The sequence below is a fragment of the Catelliglobosispora koreensis DSM 44566 genome, assembly GCF_000379685.1.
Classification (GTDB): domain Bacteria; phylum Actinomycetota; class Actinomycetes; order Mycobacteriales; family Micromonosporaceae; genus Catelliglobosispora; species Catelliglobosispora koreensis.
The window spans coordinates 36,026-54,980 of sequence record NZ_KB903251.1; the positions used below are offsets into that span (position 1 = coordinate 36,026).

At 64.8% G+C, this 18,955-nt stretch carries 19 protein-coding genes; 6 read left to right on the forward strand and 13 right to left on the reverse strand.

The genetic code is table 11. From position 1 onward, the window contains the following. Nucleotides 1–54: 54 nt before the first annotated feature. From A3E1_RS0110760 to A3E1_RS0110785, 6 genes are all read right to left on the reverse strand, one after another. Nucleotides 55–732 carry a S1 family peptidase gene (locus A3E1_RS0110760; RefSeq protein ID WP_020520771.1) on the reverse strand — a complete coding sequence of 226 codons (678 nt, stop codon included), beginning with the start codon at nt 730–732 and terminating at the stop codon, nt 55–57. Nucleotides 733–824: 92 nt separating this feature from the next. Next, nucleotides 825–2,810, reverse strand: coding sequence for an MMPL family transporter (locus tag A3E1_RS39780; RefSeq protein ID WP_020520772.1), 1,986 nt, complete (start codon nt 2,808–2,810; stop codon nt 825–827). A 59-nt stretch (nt 2,811–2,869) separates the two neighbouring features. Continuing rightward, nucleotides 2,870–3,517: a response regulator gene (locus tag A3E1_RS0110770; RefSeq protein ID WP_020520773.1), complete on the reverse strand. Its 648-nt coding sequence runs from the start codon at nt 3,515–3,517 to the stop codon at nt 2,870–2,872. Further along, nucleotides 3,514–4,647: a sensor histidine kinase gene (locus tag A3E1_RS39785; protein WP_063825122.1), complete on the reverse strand. Its 1,134-nt coding sequence runs from the start codon at nt 4,645–4,647 to the stop codon at nt 3,514–3,516. The genes A3E1_RS0110770 and A3E1_RS39785 overlap by 4 nt, the downstream gene beginning before the upstream one ends. 74 nt (nt 4,648–4,721) lie before the next feature. Beyond that, nucleotides 4,722–5,549 carry an alpha/beta fold hydrolase gene (locus A3E1_RS0110780; protein WP_020520775.1) on the reverse strand — a complete coding sequence of 276 codons (828 nt, stop codon included), beginning with the start codon at nt 5,547–5,549 and terminating at the stop codon, nt 4,722–4,724. 5 nt (nt 5,550–5,554) lie between these two features. Further along, nucleotides 5,555–6,082 carry a histidine phosphatase family protein gene (locus A3E1_RS0110785; protein WP_020520776.1) on the reverse strand — a complete coding sequence of 176 codons (528 nt, stop codon included), beginning with the start codon at nt 6,080–6,082 and terminating at the stop codon, nt 5,555–5,557. 214 nt (nt 6,083–6,296) lie between these two features. Between A3E1_RS0110785 and A3E1_RS39790 the strand changes: the two genes are divergently transcribed. Further along, the gene (locus tag A3E1_RS39790; protein ID WP_020520777.1) at nt 6,297–6,590 is read left to right on the forward strand and encodes a winged helix-turn-helix domain-containing protein; all 294 of its coding nucleotides are present in this window, start codon (nt 6,297–6,299) and stop codon (nt 6,588–6,590) included. 63 nt (nt 6,591–6,653) lie between these two features. Next, nucleotides 6,654–7,697, forward strand: coding sequence for a golvesin C-terminal-like domain-containing protein (locus tag A3E1_RS45615; RefSeq protein ID WP_020520778.1), 1,044 nt, complete (start codon nt 6,654–6,656; stop codon nt 7,695–7,697). Here the strand turns inward: A3E1_RS45615 and A3E1_RS0110800 are convergent. Continuing rightward, entirely contained in the window at nt 7,684–9,666 is a 1,983-nt protein-coding gene (locus A3E1_RS0110800) for a BTAD domain-containing putative transcriptional regulator (RefSeq protein ID WP_020520779.1), read from the reverse strand. The two genes, A3E1_RS45615 and A3E1_RS0110800, sit on opposite strands and share 14 nt — an antisense overlap. Nucleotides 9,667–9,781: 115 nt before the next feature. On the opposite strand from A3E1_RS0110800, the gene A3E1_RS0110805 reads away from it, so the two are divergent. The 3 genes from A3E1_RS0110805 to A3E1_RS0110815 all read left to right on the forward strand — a co-directional run bounded on the left by A3E1_RS0110805 (nt 9,782) and on the right by A3E1_RS0110815 (nt 12,213). After that, on the forward strand, nt 9,782–10,648 hold the full coding sequence (locus A3E1_RS0110805; protein ID WP_040390731.1) for a M23 family metallopeptidase: 867 nt from the start codon (nt 9,782–9,784) through the stop codon (nt 10,646–10,648). Between the two features lie 64 nt (nt 10,649–10,712). After that, nucleotides 10,713–11,273, forward strand: coding sequence for a bifunctional 4-hydroxy-2-oxoglutarate aldolase/2-dehydro-3-deoxy-phosphogluconate aldolase (locus tag A3E1_RS0110810; RefSeq protein ID WP_020520781.1), 561 nt, complete (start codon nt 10,713–10,715; stop codon nt 11,271–11,273). Further along, nucleotides 11,263–12,213 (forward strand): sugar kinase, encoded by a 951-nt coding sequence (locus A3E1_RS0110815; RefSeq protein WP_020520782.1) that lies wholly within the window; start codon nt 11,263–11,265, stop codon nt 12,211–12,213. The genes A3E1_RS0110810 and A3E1_RS0110815 overlap by 11 nt, the downstream gene beginning before the upstream one ends. Here the strand turns inward: A3E1_RS0110815 and A3E1_RS0110820 are convergent. Genes A3E1_RS0110820 through ngcE form a run of 6 tightly spaced genes read right to left on the reverse strand, consistent with a single transcriptional unit; the run spans nt 12,149 to nt 17,895 of the window. After that, nucleotides 12,149–12,925, reverse strand: a complete 777-nt coding sequence (locus tag A3E1_RS0110820) for an IclR family transcriptional regulator (protein ID WP_020520783.1) — start codon at nt 12,923–12,925, stop codon at nt 12,149–12,151. The two genes, A3E1_RS0110815 and A3E1_RS0110820, sit on opposite strands and share 65 nt — an antisense overlap. A gap of 20 nt (nt 12,926–12,945) precedes the next feature. Further along, nucleotides 12,946–13,845, reverse strand: a complete 900-nt coding sequence (gene murQ, locus A3E1_RS0110825; RefSeq protein WP_026208300.1) for an N-acetylmuramic acid 6-phosphate etherase — start codon at nt 13,843–13,845, stop codon at nt 12,946–12,948. Then, on the reverse strand, nt 13,814–14,737 hold the full coding sequence (locus tag A3E1_RS0110830; protein ID WP_020520785.1) for a MurR/RpiR family transcriptional regulator: 924 nt from the start codon (nt 14,735–14,737) through the stop codon (nt 13,814–13,816). The genes murQ and A3E1_RS0110830 overlap by 32 nt, the downstream gene beginning before the upstream one ends. Before the next feature lie 10 nt (nt 14,738–14,747). Next, complete coding sequence (locus A3E1_RS0110835) at nt 14,748–15,578, reverse strand: carbohydrate ABC transporter permease (RefSeq protein WP_020520786.1); 831 nt, start codon at nt 15,576–15,578, stop codon at nt 14,748–14,750. Then, the gene (locus A3E1_RS0110840) at nt 15,575–16,483 is read right to left on the reverse strand and encodes a carbohydrate ABC transporter permease (protein ID WP_020520787.1); all 909 of its coding nucleotides are present in this window, start codon (nt 16,481–16,483) and stop codon (nt 15,575–15,577) included. The genes A3E1_RS0110835 and A3E1_RS0110840 overlap by 4 nt, the downstream gene beginning before the upstream one ends. 2 nt (nt 16,484–16,485) lie before the next feature. Next, nucleotides 16,486–17,895 carry an N-acetylglucosamine/diacetylchitobiose ABC transporter substrate-binding protein gene (gene ngcE / locus A3E1_RS0110845; protein WP_020520788.1) on the reverse strand — a complete coding sequence of 470 codons (1,410 nt, stop codon included), beginning with the start codon at nt 17,893–17,895 and terminating at the stop codon, nt 16,486–16,488. A gap of 132 nt (nt 17,896–18,027) precedes the next feature. Here ngcE and A3E1_RS39795 point away from each other — a divergent pair, with 132 nt between their 5' ends. Continuing rightward, nucleotides 18,028–18,939, forward strand: coding sequence for an N-acetylglucosamine kinase (locus A3E1_RS39795; protein ID WP_020520789.1), 912 nt, complete (start codon nt 18,028–18,030; stop codon nt 18,937–18,939). The last annotated feature ends 16 nt before the right edge of the window (nt 18,940–18,955 follow it).

An 18,955-nucleotide genomic window follows, 5' to 3' on the forward strand; every position in this document is an offset into this window, starting at 1 on the left:
TAGGGGACACCTACGACGCGGGCGAGGCTGCTGTTGTTGGGTGCTAAACCGGGATCAGACGCCAGAAACGCTGGTGATCCAGGCGCGGCTGGCCGGGACACTGCCATACCACTGGCGGCTCGAACCGTCCGCGGTGGAAGCTACGCCGACCTGCAGGCCGTTGTAGGTCTCCGGTCCGCCGGAGTCACCTTTCCACGCGTTGCCGTTGATCCGGGTGCTCGCGATGGCTGGACCGCCGTAGTAGTCCGTCGCTGAGGTCGACGTGACCCGGACGGTCGCCGTCTTGAGCACGGTCGACGCGCCACAGCCGGAGTAGCAGGTCATGCCCCAGCCGTAGATGTTGTTGGTGCTGTTGACCGGAGGATTCGTGCTCGCCAAACGCATGTAGGTCGTGCTGATCGACCGGTCGAGGCGCAGCAGAGCGAGGTCATAACGCACGGAGTAGCTCGTCACGTTGGCGACCGTTCCGCCGGACGTGCGGTTGACGCTGCCGACCCGCACCGACATCGCGCTTCCGGTGCAGTGGCGTGCCGTGAGCACCCACTGAGCCGCGATGATCGTGCCGGAGCAGGTGAACGATCCATTACGGAACACCGCGGCCGCCCAAGGTGCCGACGACACCGTGCCGCCGCCGATGATGGTGGGTTCGACGTCCGCCTGCGCTGGGGCAGCGTTGACGAACACGCTGCCCAGCGCCAGCGTGGCGGCGGCCAGAGTAACTCTTAGTCGCATGTATGGTCCTTTCAGTTCGGGGGCAGGACCATACATTCAAATTCTTAACTTTCTGTCAATACTTTACGGGTCATAGCATTTGCGGCATAACATCAACTCGCCAGTTTGCTGGGCCACCAGGAGCGCGGGCCAACGTGCAGGAGCAGGGCAGGGACGAGAAGCGAACGCACCACGAAGGTGTCTAGCAGCACGCCCACGGCGACGAGGACGCCGAGTTGCACCATGAACACGATCGGCAGCACCGCGAGCACTGAGAACGTTGCGGCTAGGACGATTCCGGCACTCGTGATCACGCCACCGGTGACGCCAAGGGCCTTCGTGATGCCCTCCCGGTGACCGACGCTGGCGATCTCTTCGCGCGCCCGCGTCATCAGGAAGATGGTGTAGTCCACTCCCAAGGCGACGAGGAACAAGAAACCGTTCAGTAGCACCGTTTTGTCGATCGCTGGAAAGCCCATGAGGTGATAGACGCCAGCGCTGAGACCTAGGGCCGCGCCAAAGGAAAGCACGACGCTGGCTAGCAACAGCACAGGGGCGATCAAGGAACGCAGCAAGACGATGAGGACGATCAGCACCACGAGCAGGATGAGCGGGAGGACGATCCGCAAATCGCGGTCCATGGTGGTGCTCTGATCCAGCCGCTGGGCGATGCTGCCGCCCACGAGACCTTGCGCGTCCAGGGAATGGACCGTTTCCCGCAAGTGCGCGACGGTCTGCTCGGCTTCCGTGCCGTCCGGATCAACGCTGAGGACAACGGGAATCCGGGCCCACTGCCCGCGCACTTCGGTCTCCTCGACATGATGCACCCCTGCCACAGCGGACAGTTTCGCCGCGGCCGCCTGACCGGAGGTGGCTGGAACGAACACGTCCACCGGTTCGGCCGAGCCAGCCGGGTAATGCTTAGCGAGCAGCTCGAAGCCGGCCACCGACTCCGGCTTGGTGGTAAACGAATCCGCCTGGCGCAGCCCGGCCGTGAGCGACGTCGCCCCAAAAGCAACGGCCAGCAATGCGGCCGCGGTGCTCATCCAGATCGCGCGCGGGTGCCGTGACACAAAGCCCGCCAGCCGGTTCCAGAAACCGGCCGGTGCGCTTTCAGGCTGAACATCCGGCGTGTACCGGGGAATCACCGGCCAGAACGCCCACCGTCCACAAACGACCAGCAATGCGGGCAGCAGCGTGGTCATAACGGCAAGGGCGGACACGATGCCAATCGCGGCAACGGGACCGAGCCCTCGCGTCGAGTTCAAGTCAGCGAACAACAACGTCAGCAACGCGAGCACCACTGTCGCGGCGGAAGCGGCGATCGCGGGCAGGCTGCGCCGTAGTGCCAAACCCATCGCCCGATGACGGTCAGCGTGCAGGTGCAGTTCCTCGCGATAGCGGGCGATCAGCAGCATGGCGTAGTCGGTCGCGGCTCCAAACACCAGCACGGTAAGGATTCCCGCGCTTTGCGGATCGACCACGAGACCGAAGTTCTTCGCCGCCCAGTAGACGAGCCCGCCTGCCGTGAGGCTGGCGATTCCCGCGCACAGCAACGGAATGAACAGCAGCACCGGGCTGCGATAGGTCACCAGCAGCAACACGGCCACGACGCCGACGGTGACGACGAGCAGGGTGGTGTCAAGGGAATCAAAGGCTTGGTCAAAGTCAGCCTCAGCGGCGGGAGCACCGGTCAGCCTGGCGGTCAGACCGCTCGGCTGAGCATCGGCCACCACCGAGCGGACCGCTTCGAGAGTGCTCTTGGCCGGTTCAAACGGCATGATGAGCAACATCGCCTTGCCGTCGTCACTGGGCTGCGGCGGAATTCTGACGCCCAGTGCGGCGGCATCCGCTGTCACCGCGGCCTTGTCAGCTTCGGTGAGCCCACTGTCTCGGGCGTAGATGAGGAGCAGATCCTCCGGATCGTTTGACGGGAACTGAGCTTCGGCCAAGTCCAGTGCGCGCGTTGACTCCGCGTTAGCGGGCAGCCAGCTGCGCAAGTCTTCGGACTCGACGTCGTTGACGCTGCCCGCGAAAAGGGTGATCATCATGACCGCGAGCACCCACGTACCCGTGAAGGCCCACTTCAGTTTCTTCATGCGCGCCACACTCCCGCTCTAGCCGTGTCGCGCGCGTCAGCGTGTCAACGCAACTGGCCCTACTGCGGAATGCGTACGCCCGACTGGTAAGCGATGACGACGAGCTGCGCCCGGTCACGCGCGCCCAGTTTGATGAGCACCCGGCTAACGTGCGTGCGCACTGTCGCTGGGCTCACCACGAGAGCGGCGGCTATCTCGTCATTGGACAGCCCGGTCGCCACCCAGCCGACGATCTCCAGTTCACGGTCCGTCAGCAGGTGCAGATCGGGATGTTTGCGCAATGGTGTGCTGGGCGAGGCCGCGGTGAACCGCTCGATCACACGCCGGGTGATCGCCGGGGACAGCAGCGATTCCCCGCCCGCCACGACTCTGATCGCCCGCAGGATCTCGTCGGGCTCGGCGTCCTTGGTTAGGAAACCGGACGCTCCCGCGCGCAGCGCCTCAAACACGTATTCGTCGAGCTCGAACGTCGTCAGGATTATGATCCGGGTGCTGGACGTGTTGCGCCGTAAGACTTCCAGTCCATCCATCCGCGGCATGCGCACGTCGAGCAGGAGCACGTCAGGATGCTGGGCTTCGATGAGGTCCAGCGCCGCCTGCCCGTCTTCGGCTTCCCCGACCAGCCGCAAGTCTTCTTCGACCTCGATGAGGGTGCGGATGCCCAGGCGTACCAAGGCCTGATCGTCGGCGATCCCGACCCGGATCATTGTTTCCCGGCCTCGAATGGCAGCACCGCATGCACTTTGAAACCACCCCCGTCGCACGGGCCGGCCTGAAACGTTCCGCCGAGGGAACGAGCCCGTTCACCCATGCTCTCAAGCCCAGACCCACCAGGGCGGATCGCCCCGCCGACGCCGTTGTCGCTCACCGTGATCTCGACCCGGCCCGGCGAATACGCGATGGTGACCGTGGCGAGGCTCGCTTCGGCGTGCCTGACCACATTCGCCAGGGCTTCCTGAGCGATGCGGTACCCGGCCAAGTCCACCGTGGACGGCAGGTGGCCGCGGGTTCCGTGCTCGGACAACCGCACCGTGAGCCCGCCAACCTCGCTCGCCGCGACAAGACTGGGCACCAGCTCAAGGCCGGGGTTGGGGGCGTCGGACAGCGTGCCGGTGAAGGTGGCGAGCGTGGACCGGAGCTCATCTAGGGCACCGGTGCTCGACTGGCGAATGGCCTTCAAGGACTCCTCGACCGATGCCGGGCCCGGTTGCTTGGACAGCACATGGAGCGCGGCACCCGCGTTCATGCTGATAACGGCGAGACTGTGCCCGACCACGTCGTGCACTTCTTGGGCGATCCGCAGCCGTTCCTCATAGATGTGCCGGTGCTTTTCCTCGCCCCGCAGACTGGCCTGGGCTTCGCGGTGGATGCGCACCGCCGTGCCGGCCGCGAACGGGGCGGCTAGCCAAAAAGACGTGGTGAGGCTGGTGAACAGGAGGCCGTCAGGCTCGTTTTCCACCCATAGCGACCACGGGATGTGTGCCAGCAGGCAGAAGATCAGGGCACCCGTGGCGATCTTGGCGCTGCGCCAAGCGGCGATCGAATAGATGGCCACCATGGCGTAAAGGAAGATCGGGCCATAGGGGTAGCGCAGCACCACATAGAGCATCGTGAACCCAAACGACACGAGGACCGCGACGAGCGGCCACTTGCGCCGCAGGATCAGTCCCGCCGCGCACAGCCAAAGGAGCGCGTAGGCCCGCGCGTCCAGCTTCGCCATGTCGGTCTGGTCGATGCCCGCCGCGTAGGTGCCGACCGTGACCAAGATGCCGAGCGACACCGCCAACACGGTGTCGGTCAGCAGGGGACGCCGGCTGAACCAGGCTATGAGGTGCACAAACGTGAGGGTACGCAGTGTGGCGCCCGCTGGCGTCAGCACCCATGCGTACGCGTCTTTGCGTATGCGGAGAGCTAACCGCCGACGCGTGCCACGATCTCGGCCGCGACGACTTCGGGCGCCTGATCTGGTACCCAATGAGAGATCCCAGACAGGGAAACGAACCGGTAGCCGGCCGCGACATAGTCTCGCGTGGCCTCGGCCGCGGTTTTTCCCAAAGCGATGTCCTCGTCACTCCAGAGGTAAGTGGTCGGGACGGTGACTGGTGCGATGCCGCCCAAACCCCCTTGGGCCAAGGCTGTGTACCAGCTGAGCGCGGCTCGCAGGGCACCGGGCTCCCGCATGGGCTTGACGTAAGCGTCCACTTCGGACTCTGTCATGCCGCTTCCGCTGAAAAGTGAGCGCAGCGCCTGCGCGTCGTCGGCCAGCAACATGGGTTCTGACCGGTCGAGGTTGGCGAAAACACCCATGTAGGTCGAACGCTGCTGCTGATCGGGGTCGTCGCGCAGTGCCTTGGCCAGGGCCGCCGGATGCGGAACACTAATGGCGACCAGGCTGCGCACCTGGCTGGGAAAGTTCGCTGCCAAGCCCCACGCGATGGCCGCGCCCCAGTCGTGCCCGACGACGTGGAAGTCGCTGAGCCCGAAGGTGTCCACTATGGACAGAACGTCGGCGACGCATTCCGTGACCGCATAGCTCGCTGGATCGAGCGGGCGAGCGCCGGGGGAGTAGCCGCGCTGGTCGATGGCGATGGTCCGCAAACCGGCTTCGTGCAACGGACCCGTGACCTTATTCCACTGTCCGCTGTGCTGGGGAAAGCCATGCAATAAGACGACGGGAGTGCCGTCGCGCGGCCCATCGGTGAAAACGGAGAATTCGAATCCGCGTGCAGGCACGAGCATGCGGTTCAGCCTAGCCGGTATTCCCACCCTTCGCGCCAGGCGAAATCAGTCTTCATAAGATTCTCAAGCGGCGTTTGATTGATGAAGTGATCCAGCGCCCACCGCGTCGCGACGTGTCCAATCACGAGCACCCGCTGACCCTCCCACCGCGACGGCAGGTCCTTGAGGAAACCGCCAGCCCGGTGCACCGCCTGCCGCCAGCTTTCGCCGCCGGGATAAGGCTGATCGAGGAACTGCAGCTTGTCCGGGACCGGTTGCTGCCCGTTATGCCAGCCGTAGTCGCACTCGCGCAAGCGCCAGTCGTGCAGCAACGGCATCTTGGACGTCCCGAACGCGATCTCGGCGGTCTCGACGGCACGGCGCAAGTCTGAGGTGAAGACGGCGACGATTCCGTCATCGCGCCGGCGCAGGCCAAGTTCAGCCGCGAGTAACCGCCCGCGTTCGGACAGTTTGCCAGGCAGCCAGCCAGTGGCGTGGCCACGGTCGTTGTCCTCGCTCCAGGAGTGGGTCTCAAAAACGATCTCGATGGACACGGCATTCTTTCTACCTGACGGACGCTGGTTTCGCGTTAGGGAACGAGGTCGATGCTGCAGGTCAGGTTGGACAGATCATCTGACCACTTGGTAGGTTTCGCACGGGTTCTTACCATCGTCGCGGAAGATTTCCGGCAGGCCGGCCTTGGGGCAATGTTGCTCGGCGCCGTGGCGAACCATCCGCGATTTCAGCGTTGCTGAGCTCGGGGGAGATGTGACGGAGATACTCACCGAACGCGTCATTGATGACGTGTCGACTTTGAAGGCCTTAGCCGACCCGGTCCGCTTAGGCCTGCTTGACTTCGCGATGGCGGCTCCGGACAAGACGTTCACCGCCAAGGATCTCGCGGCCCACATGGGTGTGCTGCCGACCAACCTGTACTACCACCTCAACATGCTTGAGCGGCATGGATTGCTGGCCGTCAGGGAGACGAGGATCGTCAACGGGATCATCGAGAAGCATTACGGCGCAGGGCAGCGGCGGCTGACCTATCGCCTGGGGGCGTGAAAGGTGGTAAGAAGATGAAACGCTGCGCGGCTTCATCTCCCACACCCCATTTCGGAGTGAGCCATGCACCTTTCCCGCCGCAACGTCTTTCGTGGTGCTGTCGTCATTGGAGCCGGGACGGTTCTGCCGCCCCTGCTAACTGAGCCCGCCCTGGCCGCCCCAGTGATCGCGAGTTGCGCGACCTGGGGCGCCCGTAATCCGTCATCCACGCTGACTCAGTTAGCCACTAACCCCAACAAAATCATCATCCACCACACCGCGACGCCCAACTCCACGGACTATTCGCAGGCACACGCCTATGCGCTGGCACGGTCGATCCAGAACCATCACATGGACAACAACGGCTGGTCCGACACCGGCCAGAACTTCACGGTCAGCCGAGGTGGCTACATCATGGAAGGCCGCCACTACAGTCTGTCGAAACTGACCGCTGGCAGTGGGTTTGTGACCAGTGCACACTGCCCGGGGCAGAACACGACCGGCGTGGGCATCGAGAACGAGGGCACCTACACCTCGCTCACACCACCAACCGTGTTGTGGGACAAGCTGGTTGACCTGTGCGTCTACATCTGCCAGCGATACGGCATCTCCTCGTCGCAGATCTATGGCCACCGCGACTTCGTCGCGACCGCTTGCCCGGGTGACGCGTTCTATGCCCAGCTGCCAGCGCTCAAGGCAGCGGTGCAAGCCAAACTCGTGTCCTTCTCCGCGACCGTCGACAACACGTCCAGCGGGTTCCGGGCCTCCGCTAACTGGGGCGTGTCAACGTATTCGTCGCAGCGCTTCGGCGTCGATTACCGTTACGCGGCACCGTTCTCGGGCTCCGACGGGGCGTACTACTCGGCGACCCTGCCTAGCGCGGGAAACTACAAAGTCGAGATGTGGCATCCGGCTAACACGGGCTACAACGCCGCGACGCCGGTGGTCATCTTCAGTTCGGCGGGCAACCAGACCGTGACCGTCAACCAAACCGTGAGCGGTGGCGTGTGGCGCAATCTGGGCACGTTCGCCTTCGCCGCTGGTGCGCAAGACTTCGCCGCGGTCAGCCGCTGGACCAGCGGTACCGCTTATGTCATCGCCGACGCGATGCGGATCACCAAGGTGTAACCGCGGCTTGAAGGCGCGCGGCCTCGTCGAGGAACGCGCCACCAAGGTTGCCGCGCCCGGCGTCACGGTGCAGTTCGCCGAGCCGCCGGGCGCATTTGGCTTGAGCCTGCCGGTCGCCGATGCGCTCGAAGATGTCCAGTGCTTGGGTGAGCCGCACGATGGCGGACTCCACCGGCTCCAAATCGGACAGATGCGTGAGGCAATAGGCCTCGCCGTGGGCGTCTCCGATGGCTTCGAACTGCTTCATCGCCTCGGTCAGTTTGCCGTGTGCCGCTTCGGTTTCCCCTTGCCGCAGGAAGACGACGCCGAGAATCTGGGTCAGGTGGGCCAGCCGGTGCTCATCGCCGATCTCGGTCGCGATCGCCATGCCCTGCCGCAGAGCCTGCGCGGCTTCCGGCAGATCACCACGCGCGAGCAGGCTCTGCCCAAGCGAACCCTGAGCGAACGCTTGCCCGTGCAAGTCACCAGCCTGCACATAGGACGCCAGCACTTGACGAAAACAGCCGTACGCCTGGTCGATCTCGCCCCTGATCCGCAGGACGGTGCCCAGGCCGGCCAGGGCACCGGCTTCGCCGCAGTCGTTGCCCAATCTGGCGAACAGCAACCGGGAGCGGCCAAACGCCTCAGCCGCGGCCTCATAGTTGTCCCGGTAGACATGCAGCTGCCCGAGCCCACGCAACGTGACGGCCTCGCCGAGCTGATCACCGGCCTGGCGGCACGCCTCCAAAGCCGTGTTGTGGGTGCGTTCCCAGCCCGAGGTGTGCCCACCGAGATCGCACCAGGGGACGAGCGCGTGTGCCAGCTCCCAGGCGAAATCAGCCCGCCGCAACTCCGCGGCCGCCTCGACGGCACGCTCGATGGACGGCTGCTCCTCGGTGAACCAGGCGGTGGCGTCAGGCACGGACTCGGGCGTCGGCCAGCGCGGGGCCACCTTGACCCCGGGCCCAAAGACCTGAACTGGCAACGCTTTCACGGCCTGATCGGCCAAGTGCAGGTAGCCACCGAGCACCCGCAACAGCGGAGCGTCGCCGCTATCGCCGGGCAAGTCCGGGGCCAGTAGGTTCACCAGCGCGGGCACCGCGAAGCGGTCATTTTCCGCCTCGCGCAACAGCCTCGCCGTCACCAGCGATCGCAGCACCGGTGCCGGGTCCCGGCAATCGGCCAGCGCCGCGGCGGTCCAGGCCGGAGCGGTGCCCAGGGCGAGACGGGCCAGCCCGCGCAGCACCACACCGGCCGCGCCGTCGAGCGGAGCCGCGTCGATGGGCTGCTCCACGAGCAGCTCGCGGTGCAAGCGCCGCAACGGTTCGCCCGGCTCGATGCCAAGCTCAGCGGCCAGGGTGCGGCGCGCATCGGCGTAGGCGGCCAGGGCCTCGGCTCGCTGCCCGGCCGCGGCCAGCGCCCGGACCAGCAAGAGCCATCCCTCTTCCCGCAAGGGATCATCGGCCACGAGGTCGCGCAGATCAGAAAGGACAAGGCGCGCACGATCCGTGTCGATCAGCTGGCGAGCCCGCGCCTGCCGGGCCGCGCGCCACTTCTCTTTCAAACCCGTGATGTGGGTACTCCATACGCCTGCGACAGGCAGATCCTCCAGCGGATCGCCGCGCCACAGGGCAACCGCTTCCTCCAGATCGGACAGAGCGTCGCTGGCGCACAGCTTCTCGAAGCGGCGCAGGTCGAGTTCATCGTCGCCGAGCACGAGCCGGTAGCCGCCGGAGCTGGTGTGAAGACGTTGTGACCCAAAGAGAGAACGCAGGCCACTGACGTAGGTCTGCACGTTGGCGACCGCTGACCTGGGCTGTCCCTTGGGCCACAGGATGTCGGCGAGCTGACCAGTGGAAACGACCCGGCCGTGGTGCAGGGCAAGGGTGCCAAGCAGCAGGCGCGGTTTGATGCCGCCGAGGCTGACCGCGTCTCCCTTTCGGATCAGCTCAAGCGGGCCTAATACCCGCAGTTCAAGCCCATCCGCCATACCGGTCAGCCTAGGCGGTTGTAGCCCGTTTGTAGAGAACGTGAAGCTGAATAGCTGACTCTGACGCGTGCCGCGTAGCAACAAATTCTTCACAACCCTTCGAAGGGACATCCGTATGCGACTATCCCTCCTGCGTGCGACGGCTATCGTGGCTATGGCGTTCGCGGGGACGACCCTCGTGGCCGCACCGGCATCAGCGGCGCCAGCCTTCCAGCTCCCCTTCCCCTGCGGGCAGACCTGGAACGGAAACAGCACCAACAGCAGTGCCCATGTCTCGTGGGAGATCGACTTCAACCGCGGGTCAACAGCGACGGCCGATCTCGGCGATACGGTCGTGGCCGCCGCTGCCGGAACCATTGAGGTATCCGCACATCAGGGATCGGTCAACGGATACGGCAACCTGATCGTCATCAACCACGGTGGCGGGTACTACACCTATTACGCGCACCTGAACAAGCGCGCGGTCTCGGCTGGCCAGTCGGTGCTGCGCGGCCAGGCGATCGGATCGCTTGGCAACACAAGCAGGCCGGGCAACGGCATCTCACCGCACCTGCACTACGAGGTTCGTTACCCGACCCGTTCGCAGTCGGACATCATTAAGGCGGTGTTCAACGGCTCGACGTTTGGTTACGGCTCTGCGAACGTCACCAGCCGCAACTGCGCGACCTCTTACGACCCCGCCGCCGAGTGTGGCGCGGGCTTCGAGATGACCGACTCGGTCAAGCTCGGCTCGGCTGGCACGGTGAACCTGCTGTGGAAGGGCTCGACGAGCCAGAACTGCGCCATCACCCTGAAGATGGCCAGCGTCGGCACGCCGACGGCGACCTCGGCTTTCCTTGAGCCACAAGGTTCGTCGCGAACTACCGACTCGGGCAGCTTCTCCTACTATGCCGGCCCGGTTATCCGTACCGCACCGAGCTGTGTGAAGTGGGGCGGCAGCGCCGGCGGTGTCTCGTACACCTCACCATTCGAACACTGCTAAATCCCCCAACGGGACGCCCACTCCGGCTGGACAGGACGGGGTGGGCGTTCTATCGTTCCGTCTGATGGAACGCATTGCTGCAATTCTGGAACGTGCACGGATCGTCCCGGTCATCCGCACTGCCGACGCCGACAGTGCCTACGTGGCCGCCGCAGGCTTACTCCACTCTGGACTGTCCGTCGTGGAACTGACCGCGACCACGCCGGGCTGGCCCTCGGTGCTACGGAAACTGCGAGCCGAGTTCCCTGATGCTGTGCTGGGCGCCGGAACGATCGTCACTGCGGCCGACGCGCGCGAGGCCACCGCGAGCGGGGCGGCCTTCCTGGTGAGCCCGTTCCCCGCTCCCGAAGTGCGTGCTGTGGCTGAGATCCCGTTCCTGGAAGGCGGTTTCACGCCAGGCGAGATCGCCTCCGCTTGTGCGCACGGTGTCGCCAAGCTCTTTCCCGCCTCCGCGCTCGGCCCGGCCTATCTCAAGTCCCTCCTCGCCGTGCTGCCCGGTGCCCGCGTGATGCCCACAGGCGGCATCAAACCAGCCGACGCCGCGCAATGGCTCGCCGCTGGCGCTATCGCCGTTGGTATCGGCAGTGACCTCGCCCAGATTCCGGTGGTGCTCCGTGACTTATGACGTTGTCGTGATCGGGGAACCGTTGCTGGAGTTCTCCGCTGACGGGCCGCTGACTTCGGCAGGCACCTTCACGCTTTCCTTCTCTGGCGACGCCCTCAACGCCGCCGTCGCCGCGGCCGCTGCCGGGGCACACGTGGCTCTGCTAACACGCCTTGGCGGCGACGAACTATCCGATCGTCTCATCGGATTCCTTGCCACGGCAGGTGTTGACACCTGCCTCATCGTGCGCGACCCCGGCCAAACCGGTGCCTATGTCTTAGGGGCAGACCCAGGGGGTACTAGGGAATTCGCCTACCTGCGCGCCGGCTCCGCCGCGACCCGCCTGCAACCGTCTGATGTGGACGCAGCCGGTGTCGTGAACGCCCGCTCGGTCTTGCTCAGCGGCATCACCGCCGCGCTGTCCGCATCATGCGCGGCAACGGTTCTGCACTCGGCAAAACTTGTGCACTCGGCCGGCGGGACAGTCGTCTACGACCCGAATTTCCGCCCCCGCTTGACTTCCGCTTCGGCGGCGCGTGCCTTCTTCGGCACCATCGCACCGCATCTGTCCGTCGCGCTGCCTTCCTCGCCTGGCGACACGGCCCCGCTGTTCGGCGTCACCGATCCCGTGGCGGCAGCACGGCACTGCCATGACGCGGGCACGCCGGTCGCTGTCGTCACCTGTGGCACCGATGGCTTGCTGCTGTCCACCGCGGACGGTCACACCGCGCTGCCGGTCATCCCGGCGCCAGCCGTCATCGACTCCACCGGGGCGGGGGACTGCTTCGCTGGTACCCTCACGGCTCGGCTAGCCCTAGGCGACACCCTCCCGGAAGCAGCCGGCGTAGCGATGGCAGCCGCCTCGCTCTCGCTCGGCGGCCAAGGCGGCACGGGCTTTATCCCTTCCCTGACCCAGTCTCGTGCCCACCTAGAGCGGCGGACACTTCCTGCGCGGTCTTGACGACCAGCGGGCCGAGGGCTTGGGCGTCCTTTAAGGATAGTTCGTGCGCGAGCGTGGAAACGCTTATGGCGCCAAGGATCTGTCCGTGGTGCCCGGTCACGGCGGCGCCGACGCAGCGCAGACCGGGCTCGTTTTCCTCGTCATCGATCGCGAAGCCGGCCTGGCGCACGGCGGTCAAGTGGGCGAGCAAAGCCGACGATGAGGTGAGCGTGGACGGCGTGCGGGAGGCGAGCCCCGCGCGGGCGCAGATGCCGGTGACCTCATCGTCGGCCAGGGTCGCGAGGATGGCCTTGCCGATGGCGGTGCTGTGCAGCGGCAGGCTTTGGCCAATGCGTGAAGTCATCTGATAAGGCCTGTGCCCGGACAGCTTCTCGACATAAACCGCCTCATCGCCGTTGCGCAGCGCGAAATGAACCGTGTGACCGGTGTGGTCGCGCAGCGCGCGCAGGGCGGGATCGGCTTGCCGGGCCGGGTCAAAGCGGTGCATCACCTTGCCGGCCAGCGTGAGAATGCGCGGACCGGGCAGGTAGCCCCCGATGCCATCCGGCACCGCGAACCCATATCCGGTAAGGGATTGCAGGATGCGGTGGACGGTCGACTTCGGCAGCCCGGTCTTCGCCGCTAAATCGGTGATGCGCTCGTGCTCTGACAGTGCTTCCAGCACGGTAAGCGCCTTTTCAATGGCGTTACCCGAGCCGGAACTGGCAGTCATGGCGCCAGCTTAGCGCCGGTTCAGCTTAATCGCCGCACAGCGTCAGCCACCATGCCCTGGCTCGCGACCAGAGCCGACCGCGCGGTCGCCGCGTCGACGGAGGACAGCAGCATGACCAAGGCCACCGGCAGTTCCTCGTCGGCTTGAGCGATCGCGGCCTGTGCCGTTTCGGCCGGCAGCCCCGTCGCGCTGACGAGCGTGCGCACGGCTCGCTGGCGCAGCTTGGCGTTGGTCGGCACCGCGCACACCATCAGGTTGGACCACGTCCGTCCAATGCGGACCATAACTGCGGTCGAAAACGTTGTCAGCACTAGTTTTGCCGCCGTGCCGGCCTTCATCCGGGTCGAGCCAGTGATCACTTCCGGCCCGGTTTCGACAGCGATCGCGATATCCGAGAACTCATGCAGCGGAGCTTGCGGGTTCGAGGAAATGAGCGCTGTTGTCGCTCCCACGGAGCGGGCGTGTTTGAGAGCGCCAGCCACATAAGGGGTCGCGCCGGAAGCCGCTACGCCTATGACGAGGTCGTTCGCCGTGACATCTCGCGCATCGCGCGCACCGGCCTCAGCGTCATCTTCGGCCTGCTCGACCGCGTTCCACAACGCCTCCAGGCCACCCGCGACGTGCGCGACAACCTGATCTGAGGCGAGGCTGAACGTCGGGCGCAGCTCGGCGGCATCGGCGAACGCGGCCCGGCCTGACGTGCCCGCGCCGAAGTAGTGGATGCGCCCTCCCGAGCGCAGCGCTCGTACTCCGGCGTGGACGGCCAGTTCGATCTGCGGCAGTACCTTCGAGACCGCTAAGGGGACGGTCTGGTCCTCCTGGTTGATCAGTCGCAGTACGTCGGATAAAGGTAAGGAATCCAAATCCATCGAGGCGGGATTACGGTCCTCAGTTGGTACGGCGGCTACGTGCACGTTCACCTGTCCTCGAGGAGACTGCCTGATGGACTTGCTCAAACGCCGCCCACGTCTGCTCACCTCGATGCTGGGCCAGCGCGACGAACAAGCAGTCCGTGACATACAGCTGGGCAATGCGGCTGACGGTGGCACCGGTCCGGAAGAGCACGTCTTCCTGGCCAGCGCTGGCGAGCACAATGTCCACTTGGGAAGCGAGTGGGGAGTGGGGGTAGTTCGTGACCGCGATGGTCTTCGCGCCGCGTTCCGCCGCGACACGCATCGGGTCGAGCACCTCGGTCGTGCGCCCGGAGTGGGAAACCCCGATCGCGACGTCGCCCTCGCCCAGATGCGCGGCAGAGGCGATAGAACGGTGCACGTCTGAGTACGCGACCGCGATCAGCCCGAGATGGGACAGCTTGTGGTGCAAGTCGGCGACCACGACGTCGGAGGAGCCAACGCCGTAGATGTCGACTTTGCGGGCCGTGGCAAGAACCTCCACGGCACCGGCAAGGGCACTGATGTCGAAGGTCTCCAGGGTGTCCTGGATGGCCTGCTGTGACGCGATGGCGATTTTGCGGGTTATCGCGGGCAGCGGGTCATCCGCCGCGATCTCGGCCTCGGCCCCGATCGGGAGCTGGCGGCCCGCCGCCTCCTGCTTGTATCCGGCGACGGCCAGCAGCAACCGCAGTTCCTGGTACCCGTTGAGCCCGATGCTGCGGCAGAAGCGGGTGACAGTAGTGGCGGAGGTGCCTGCCCTGCGAGCCAGTTCCGAGATCCCCACCCGGGCGATCTCAGCGGGCTGGTCGAGGACGAGGCGCCCAACGGCCCGCTCGGATTCGGCCAGCGTCGGCAGGAGCCCGCGCAGGCGGACGAGCAGGGTTTCGGCGCTGCTTTCGGCAGTGGTTTCGGTCGTCATCGTTTATCTCCTACTTCAACTGGCCCGCGGTAAGTCCGGATTGGACCTGACGCTGGAAGACGGCGTAAACGATAAGCACCGGAAGCATGGCCAGGGTCAGGCCGGCGAACAGCCGTGAATAGTCACCCCGGTAGCCTTCGCTAATCGCTAGCGCCGCCAGCCCTTGTGCCAGCGTGTATTTGTCTTCGTCGCTGCTGACCAGGACTACCGGAATGATGTACTGGTTCCACTGGCCGAGCAGGTTGAAGATTCCGACGCTGATGAGGCCAGGTTTGGCCATCGGCAGCATGACCCGGAAGAAGAGCCGGAACGGCCCTGCCCCGTCGATCATCGCCGCCTCCGCTACTTGTGTCGGCAAAGTGCGGAAAAAGGCGGATAAGAAGAACACGGTGAACGGCAGCGAATACGCCGTGTAGACCAGCATTAGCCCAGGCAGCGAGTTCAGCAGGCCGAGCTGGCGCACAACGAGGAACAGCGGCACCAGAGCCAAGAAGACGGGGAACATCATCCCACCGACGAACAGGTAGTAGATGAAACGGTTACCCCAGAAGTCGTACCTGGCGAGGGCGTATGCCGCCGTGGCGCCGAGGAACATCGTCAAGGTCAGTGACACCGACAGCACGATGACGCTGTTGAGGAAGTATTCGCCGATGCTCGCGTGCGTCCACGCGCGGGCGAAGTTGCCAAAGCGCAGTGCGCCGGGCAGCCCCCACGGGTCGCTCAGGATCTCGTTGTCGTCCTTGAACGCGCTGGCGATGACCCACAGCAGGGGCAACGCCGTCATTAGGCCCCAAATGACCAGGAAGCCCTGGGAGAAAGGGTTGTGCAGCTTGAACTTCATGCCAGCTCAATCCTTTCCCGCTTGGTAAGGCGAAGGGCCACCAAGGTGACCGACAGCGTGAAGAAGAACAGGACCACACCCATGGCCGAGGCCATGCCGAAGCGGCTGTCGGTGAACGCGGTGTCATACATGCGCTGGCCCGCCACGTCGGTGGAGAAGTTGGGACCGCCGCGGGTCATGATCTGCACGATGGCGAATCCGTCCAGGGCGATCACCGCCAGGTAAACCCAGGCGACCTGAACCGTGTCCCACACCAGCGGCAGCGTGATGCGAAACAGGGTGGTCCAGCGGGACGTGCCGTCGAGGGCGGCAGCTTCGTAGATGTCGCGTGGAATCGACGACATCGCCGCTCCAAACAGGACAACGTAGAAGCCGACGTTCGCCCAGACCATCACCGCGAGCACCAGCCAGAACGCCATGTCGGGGTTGCCGAGGTTGTCGCCGGCGAAACTGTCGAGCCCGACAGCCCGCAGGCCACTGTTCAGGATGCCGCTGCGCGGGTTGTAGATTTCTTTCCACAGCACGCCAATCACGGCGACTGACAGCACCTGCGGCACGAAGTAGATGATTTTGTAGAAGCCAGAACCGCGCAGGCCACTGACCGCTCGCTTCGAGGTGCCGCCGACGTTGAGCAGCGAGGCCAGGAACAGACCGAGCAGGATCGTGATGGCTGGCAACAGCACGAGCAGCAAAGCGTTGTGCCACAGGGCATTGCGGAAGTACTCGTCTTTGAACAGTGCGACGAAGTTGTCCAGCCCAACGAACTTGTAGCGGTTGGACAGCCCGCTGGCGTCGGTCATCGCGATCAGGAAGGCCTGCGCGTAAGGCGCGAGGACAAAGACCCCATACAGCCCGAGTGCTGGCAGCAAGAATGCTGCCAGCAACGGGTATTTGCCGTGTTTCACGGTTATGACCGCTTGTACTTCTTGAAGCTGGCGTCCTTGGCGATCTCGTCGGCACCCTTTTGGCACGCCGCGAGGAACTCCGCCGGGGTCGACCGGCCGGAGAAGAACTCGCCACAAGCCGCGTCAACGAGGTTGCGCTCGAGCTTGCGGTAGTAAATCTGGTAAATCCAGTTGAAGCCGTTGTCACCAGAGGCCTTGATGGCCTCGACACACGATGCCAGACCCGGCGTGAAGGACAGGCCGTCGGCCGCGCCCGCCACGATGGTCAGGCTCTTGACCTTGCCGGTGAAGTCCTTGGCGCCCTTCATGGAAAGCATGTGCCGCATCAGTTCCATGCCACCGCGCGGGTTCTTCGCCTTGGCCGGAACGATGTAGGGCTCGCCTGCCGTGCCACGGATCGCGGCGAACGGAAGCTTGTCACCCGCGCCGAGGCTCGGCGTCGGAGCGACGGTCATGTTGAAACCTTGCGGTGTCACCGCGGCTTGCTCGTTTTCCAGCCACGAACCGCAGGAGATGAACGCCGCGTTGCCCTTGCACCACTCGGTCTGCGACTGCTTGTGGTCCAAGCCAGGCGAGCCGTCGAGGATGTACTTGTCCTTGACGATCTGGTACCAGGCGTCGGCTGCCATCTTCATGCCCTCGGACTGCCACGCGTTCGGCACCAGGTTGTCGATGTCGAGCGCGACCTGCTTGCCGGCGAACTTGACGGCGGTCGAGATGACCGGCCAGCTCATGTAGCGCGGGTGCACACCGGCGTAAGTCCACGGCGCCATACCCGAGGCCTTGATCTTCTTGCACAGGGCGATGTGGTCGTCCCAGGTCTTGCCGTATTCCCAGCCCTTGTCAGCGAAGAGCTTCTTGGAATACCAGATGCCATACACGGTGTAGGCGTAGTTCAGGATGAACATCTTGCCGTCGAACATGCCCGTCTCGACCGCACCCGGAAGCAGCGTCTGGCGGACCGTTTTGCCTGGCTGGTCCAGGCTCGGCACGTCTAGCAGCTCCTTGAGGTCTGTGAGCTGTTCCTCGGCGACCAGCTTGCCCGCGTCCATCGCGTTGGAGCCGGAGTTGTTAATGAAGTCTGGAGGGTTGCCCTCGATGAATCGCGGCTGCAGGGTCTTCCCGATCTCAACGACCGCCGTGTGTTTGACCTCGGCCTTGGGGAAGCTCTCCTTGTACATAACCTGGTGTGCCTTGGCGTAGTCTTCGCCGAAGCCGCCATTGAAGATGACCACGTCAAGCGGCGCATCTTCCTTGACACCCAATGGGTTCTTCGTGTTCTTCTCGCCCTCGGCCTGGTTGTTGCCTTCATCCGAGCCAAGCGCGCAGCCCGTAAGCAGGCCAGCCGGGGCCAGCGACGCCGCAGCCGCGGTGCCGAGCACCGTGCGGCGGCGGATTTTTTCTGCACTCATTAAAGGGGTTCCGTTCCTTCGTTGAACGAATGTGAGCCCGATAGTTCCCTCAGAACCCGGCTGGTGTCAATAGTTAACGTGAATCGTGATCGAGCAGTTAATGATTTTCGGATCACTGCTAAGGTACGGCGCATGCTGGTTATCGGAGTCGACCTGGGCGGAACCGGCGCGCGGGCGGCGTTGGCTGATGGTGGTCATCTCCTGGCGCAATCTGAGCTACTTGGCGTGACAGATCGTGCGCAGACTGTTATCGATTTGGTCACGGAATTGCTGGCACGAACCCATTTGAGCAGCGTGGACGCGATCGCGGTCGGCGCGACCGGTTTCGTGCTCACCGGCGCTGAATTGCGGGAACGCTTGCCGCACAAGCTTTTGACGCATGCGCCGCATCTGCTGCTGTGCTCTGACATGGTTTCCAGTTATGCCGGGGCGCTCGGTCTGGCACCTGGTGTGGTTCTCGCCGCGGGCACCGGCGCCGTCGCTCTCGGGACGGATTTGAAGGGCACCTGGTCGCGGGTGGATGGCTGGGGTTATCTCGTGGGCGACTTCGGCGGCGGGAGCTGGATCGGGCGCACGGCGCTGTCGGCCGCGCTCCGCTTCGCCGACGCGCGCCCCGGCGGGTCTGAGCCGTTGCTGCAAGCGCTGAAGGAGCGCTTTGGCGAGCCGGCCGCGTTGGTGGCCCTGCTGCGGGACCGGCCGGACCGGGCGGGTGTCATGGCAGGCTTCGTCCCGGCGGTGAAGCAAGCCGCGGACGACGGCGACCCGGTCGCGGGGGAAATTCTGGCCGAAGCGGGACGCCACCTAGCCGACACGGCAGTGGCGGCGATCGTTCCAGGCTCGCCGCGGCACATCGCCCTGACGGGAAATCTGTTCCAAGCCGGCCCCGCGCTGACAGAGCCGTTTCAGACCGCTCTGGCGGCCGCTGACGCCACGTTACGGCCCGCCCTAGGGTCCAGTGTGGACGGTGCGCGTCTGCTAGCGGTCGCGGCGAGGACGGGCAATCTGCCGCCAAACACTCCTTGTGAACAATTCACTTCCTCTTAGAGGTGATCGTTAACTA